Annotated in this window: 5 protein-coding genes; 3 read left to right on the forward strand and 2 right to left on the reverse strand. The window is 50.5% G+C overall.

All coding sequences use genetic code 11. The features are described 5' to 3' along the window. Positions 1 to 45: 45 nt before the first annotated feature. Both cspE and EHN07_RS12510 read right to left on the reverse strand, forming a co-directional pair. The gene (cspE, locus tag EHN07_RS12505; protein WP_120065885.1) at positions 46 to 258 is read right to left on the reverse strand and encodes a transcription antiterminator/RNA stability regulator CspE; all 213 of its coding nucleotides are present in this window, start codon (positions 256 to 258) and stop codon (positions 46 to 48) included. A gap of 275 nt (positions 259 to 533) precedes the next feature. Beyond that, positions 534 to 1,244, reverse strand: coding sequence for a DUF3053 domain-containing protein (locus tag EHN07_RS12510; RefSeq protein WP_124024469.1), 711 nt, complete (start codon positions 1,242 to 1,244; stop codon positions 534 to 536). 369 nt (positions 1,245 to 1,613) lie between these two features. Here EHN07_RS12510 and EHN07_RS12515 point away from each other — a divergent pair, with 369 nt between their 5' ends. From EHN07_RS12515 to uspF, 3 genes are all read left to right on the forward strand, one after another. Then, positions 1,614 to 2,996, forward strand: a complete 1,383-nt coding sequence (locus tag EHN07_RS12515) for an MFS transporter (RefSeq protein WP_124024470.1) — start codon at positions 1,614 to 1,616, stop codon at positions 2,994 to 2,996. A 259-nt stretch (positions 2,997 to 3,255) separates the two neighbouring features. Beyond that, positions 3,256 to 3,546 carry an HTH-type transcriptional regulator gene (locus EHN07_RS12520; RefSeq protein ID WP_124024471.1) on the forward strand — a complete coding sequence of 97 codons (291 nt, stop codon included), beginning with the start codon at positions 3,256 to 3,258 and terminating at the stop codon, positions 3,544 to 3,546. 191 nt (positions 3,547 to 3,737) lie between these two features. After that, entirely contained in the window at positions 3,738 to 4,172 is a 435-nt protein-coding gene (uspF, locus tag EHN07_RS12525) for a universal stress protein UspF (RefSeq protein ID WP_124024472.1), read from the forward strand. Positions 4,173 to 4,189 lie beyond the last annotated feature (17 nt).

Below are 4,189 nucleotides of genomic sequence, written 5' to 3' on the forward strand. Positions count from 1 at the left end.
CTGCCGCGGCAGGTTTTTAAATTCTTAGCTTTGCTAACGCTAACCTTACAGGTTAGTAACGTTACCAGCAGCTGGGCCTTTAGCACCACTTTCGATGGTGAAAGAGACTTTCTGGCCTTCGTCTAAAGATTTGTAGCCATCGTTCTGGATAGCAGAGAAGTGTACGAACACGTCTTTTGAACCATCGTCAGGAGTGATGAAGCCGAAGCCTTTGTCAGAGTTGAACCATTTTACCAGACCAGTCATTTTGTTAGACATAGATATTACCTTTTAAATTAAATTTGCCTTCCGGCGCAATTGGAATGTTTTACAGATTTTTTAAAGCGATAAAGGAAGGTAGATCACGTCGAAGGGTATCTATGATAACTCTTTGAGGACTGCGTTACTAAACTGCTTAAGGGTCTGTGCTTCAAACCGATGAATGCATTAACTCATACAAGCGGGGTGGATAACAAGGTTTATTTTAGCCGTCCACAGGGCTGGAGCTCAAGCCACCTCTGGCATCCCCCGCGATGAAGCGGGGGAAAACTCCATTACTGCATGGCGTTTTTTGCCGTGGAATACGCCTGCATAAACGCCTGATGCTGCGACGCTAACGGCGCAATCAGCGAGTTATACTGGCTGGCTTGCTGTGAGGTTGGGAACTGAATACCACCCGCGGTGAAACCCACTTGAGTCCCCTGCTGCTGGATGAAATCACCCACTTGCACCAGCTGCGCGGTAAAGGTTTGTGCCGCAGGGATCAGCGGAGCCATCGCTTCTGCCGGAGCCGTGACCACTTTCTGATAAACCTTGTCGTAAACGGCTTTCAGTTCGTCCGGCTGCTTCAGCGTAGAACGCGCGCTGTCAGCCTGCATTTTTGCATTCTGAACCTGCTGGCCTAACACATTGAGTGAACCGTTCGCCTGGCGCAGCGGGCCGCTCTGGGTGACGTAATCCTGCGGCACACGGATGCTGTTTACGCTATCGGCAACCGGCCTCATACCGTCATCCATGGCCTGGTTCATCTGCTGGGCAAAGCCATACAAAATCGCATAATCAGAAACCAGCGGACCAAACTGTTTTCTCTGGTCGGTTGTCAGCGTCGGCAGACGTTCACCGCTGCGCATCACCGTGTTTTGCAAAAAATCGATAAACGCCTTACGCTGATCGCCTTCTTTATCAAAGCAGCCACTCAGGCTAACCACCATTAAAATTGCCGCGAGCGGCGCAAACCAGCGTGACCAGGACTTACCTGTCGCCATCTTTCTACTCCTTTCACCATTCAATGCAAATACGCAAATGCGCACCCAATAATGCTGCTAAGGATAGTCCAAGCTGACTTTGCAAGATACCCTTTGGCAGTAATCTCTTAGGGCAAAATAATGTTACTCAATTGTTAAGCGCCTCACAAATTCGGTGACGTTCAGTCGCCGGAAACATCACTCCAGGTTATTAATATTCAAAGTTTAATTATCCATTCACCGCTCCCGCCAGCTTAATCAGTACGATAATCGCACACAAACACCCGTCTGATGATTGCTCAATAGCCTGCTGAGTGTTTTGCTTTAACGAACGATTAACGAATTATTGTTCGATAATCGAACACCTCAGCAGCTTTCAGGACGTGCCTTATGACAAAGACAACAACGACTGATATTCAGGCATTTATTAACGACAATAAGTTTTCCAGATACCAGTGGATGATCCTTGTCCTCTGCTTTATTACGGTCGCGCTGGATGGCTTCGATACCGCGATTATTGGCTTTATCGCCTCAGACCTGGTGCAGGAATGGGGCGTACAGAAATCTGACCTTGGCCCGGTCATGAGCGCAGCTTTAGTCGGCCTGGCTGTGGGCGCACTGACCGCCGGGCCAATGGCTGACCGCATCGGGCGCAAAAAAGTGCTGGTGCTGTCGATTCTGGTGTTCGGTGGTTTTAGCCTGCTGACGGCCTTTGCCACCAGCCTGACCTCCCTCGCTCTGCTGCGCTTTTTGACCGGGCTTGGCCTCGGCGCGGCGATGCCAAACGCCGCAACGCTGATGTCTGAATACGCCCCGGAGCGCAAACGCGCTTTATTGGTCAACCTGATGTTTGTCGGCTTCCCGATGGGTTCTTCAATGGGCGGTTTTGTCTCCGCATGGATGATCCCCCATTACGGCTGGCAGAGCGTGCTGGTGCTGGGCGGCGTGATGCCGTTAATTCTGTCGATAGTGCTGATGATTTGGCTGCCGGAATCCGCGCGTTACCTGGTAGTGAAGAATAAGCCGCAGAAAGATATCGCCACTATTTTACGCCGTGTAGCCCCGCTGCCGTCGGGCGAGAACCTGCGCTTCGTCCTCAATGAAGTTGGCGGAAATATCAAAGACAAAACCGCGCTTGGCGTGATTTTCTCGCCGCGTTACCTGGTGGGAACGTTAATGCTGTGCCTGACCTATTTCATGGGCCTGCTGATTTTCTATCTCCTGACCAGCTGGCTGCCGCTGCTGATTCGTGAAACTGGCGCGACACTCAGCCAGGCATCGATTATTACCGCGCTGTTCCCGCTGGGCGGCGGGATTGGCGTGCTGATTATCGGGGCGTTGATGGACAAGCTAAACCCGAACAAAGTCGTCGCGGTGGGTTATTTGCTGACCGGCCTGTTCGTCTGCCTGGTCGGCTTCTCTACCTCAAGCCTGGTGCTGATGGGCGTGATGGTGTTTATCGCGGGCACCATTATGAACGGCGCGCAATCTTCAATGCCTGCGCTGGCCGCCGGATTCTACCCTACTCAGGGACGCGCAACCGGCGTGGCCTGGATGTTAGGGCTTGGGCGTTTCGGTGGGATTTTAGGGGCGTTTAGCGGCGCATTCCTTATGCAAGCAGAGCTATCCTTCAAAACCATATTCATGTTACTGGCGATCCCGGCAGTGCTTTCCGCCGCCGCGCTGATGGTGAAATCCTGGGCGGGTCTGCGCATATCTGGCGCAGGCCAGGCCGATAGTCACGAGCTGGATAAAGTTACGCAAAAAGCATGATGGCAAAATGAGCCACTACGGCGGGTCACTCCCGCCGTTTTTGCATCAATGGCATAATCCTTTACAAATTTATCCTCCCCTCTCCTCTGCGCTGATTTTTCAATTTGTTATGCCGCTTAGTTTTTTTACCGACTCACATAAGTCTGCCTTAACAATAAAATAGTTAGCCGGGAAACTATCGGCAGGCTTTTTTCGAACTATTCTTAATGAGCTTCTTACGCGTTCACCATCCCATTGTGTGATTTATGAGGAGTACTCGATGGAATATAAAGATCCAATGTATGAGCTTCTGAGCAACCTTGAACAGATTGTGTTTAAAGATAAGCGCCAAACCATGGCTCTGAATGACAAGCCCAATGCCTTTTCTGAATTTGAACAGCTAAGAAAAAGTACCGGGCTTAAAATTGACGATTTTGCCCGGGCGATGGGCGTGAGTGTTGCAATGGTAGAAGAGTGGGAATCAAAACGACTCAGACCCTCCAATACCGAACTGAAGTTGATGCGCTTAATGCAGGCGAATCCGACGCTCAGTAAGCAATTGATGGAATGATTGAGTACCTTGTACCCTGTTTGTTTTAATCCTGCCCCGCCTTGATGCGGGGTTTGTTGTTTCTGAAAGCGAAGAAAATCTTATCCAACACAGCGGCTATATGCGAAAACCCGAGCTGGGTCACTTCAGAAAGGGGAAATATCATCCATAAATTAACAAGGGTTATTAGCGCATAAATATAAGGAGAGCGTATGTCTAAGAAAATCCTCGTTCCCGTCGATATCTCTGAACCGGAACTGGCACAGCAGGTTATCCCCCATGTGGAAGGGTATGCAAAACAGGATGATGCCACTATCCACTTCCTCGCGGTTATCCCCGATTACACCTATTTTTCCGCTTACGGCCTGGGCTATACCTCAATTGCGCCGGATGCCGGAGAGCGGGAAGCGGCGGCAATGGGCTCCCTGAGTGAAATCATCATGAAATTCAGCCTTCCTGAAGATCGGGTTGAAAAGCATGTACTCAGCGGCACGCCAAAAGATCATATTCTGCAGCTGGCTGAAGATATCGACGCCGATGTAATTATCCTCGCCTCCCACCGACCCAGCATGTCAACTTATCTTCTTGGCTCTAACGCCGCCGCCGTGGTTCGCCATGCGAAGTGTTCGGTACTGGTTGTTCGCTGAACGTTAGCCACAAAAAA

The organism is Buttiauxella warmboldiae, from assembly GCF_003818135.1.
GTDB lineage: Bacteria > Pseudomonadota > Gammaproteobacteria > Enterobacterales > Enterobacteriaceae > Buttiauxella > Buttiauxella warmboldiae.

Coding starts and splice junctions, on each gene's coding strand:
- cspE (WP_120065885.1), bottom strand. CDS start 258: ATGTCTAACAAAATGACTGGTCTGGTAAAATGGTTCAACTCTGACAAA.
- EHN07_RS12510 (WP_124024469.1), bottom strand. CDS start 1,244: ATGGCGACAGGTAAGTCCTGGTCACGCTGGTTTGCGCCGCTCGCGGCA.
- EHN07_RS12515 (WP_124024470.1), top strand. CDS start 1,614: ATGACAAAGACAACAACGACTGATATTCAGGCATTTATTAACGACAAT.
- EHN07_RS12520 (WP_124024471.1), top strand. CDS start 3,256: ATGGAATATAAAGATCCAATGTATGAGCTTCTGAGCAACCTTGAACAG.
- uspF (WP_124024472.1), top strand. CDS start 3,738: ATGTCTAAGAAAATCCTCGTTCCCGTCGATATCTCTGAACCGGAACTG.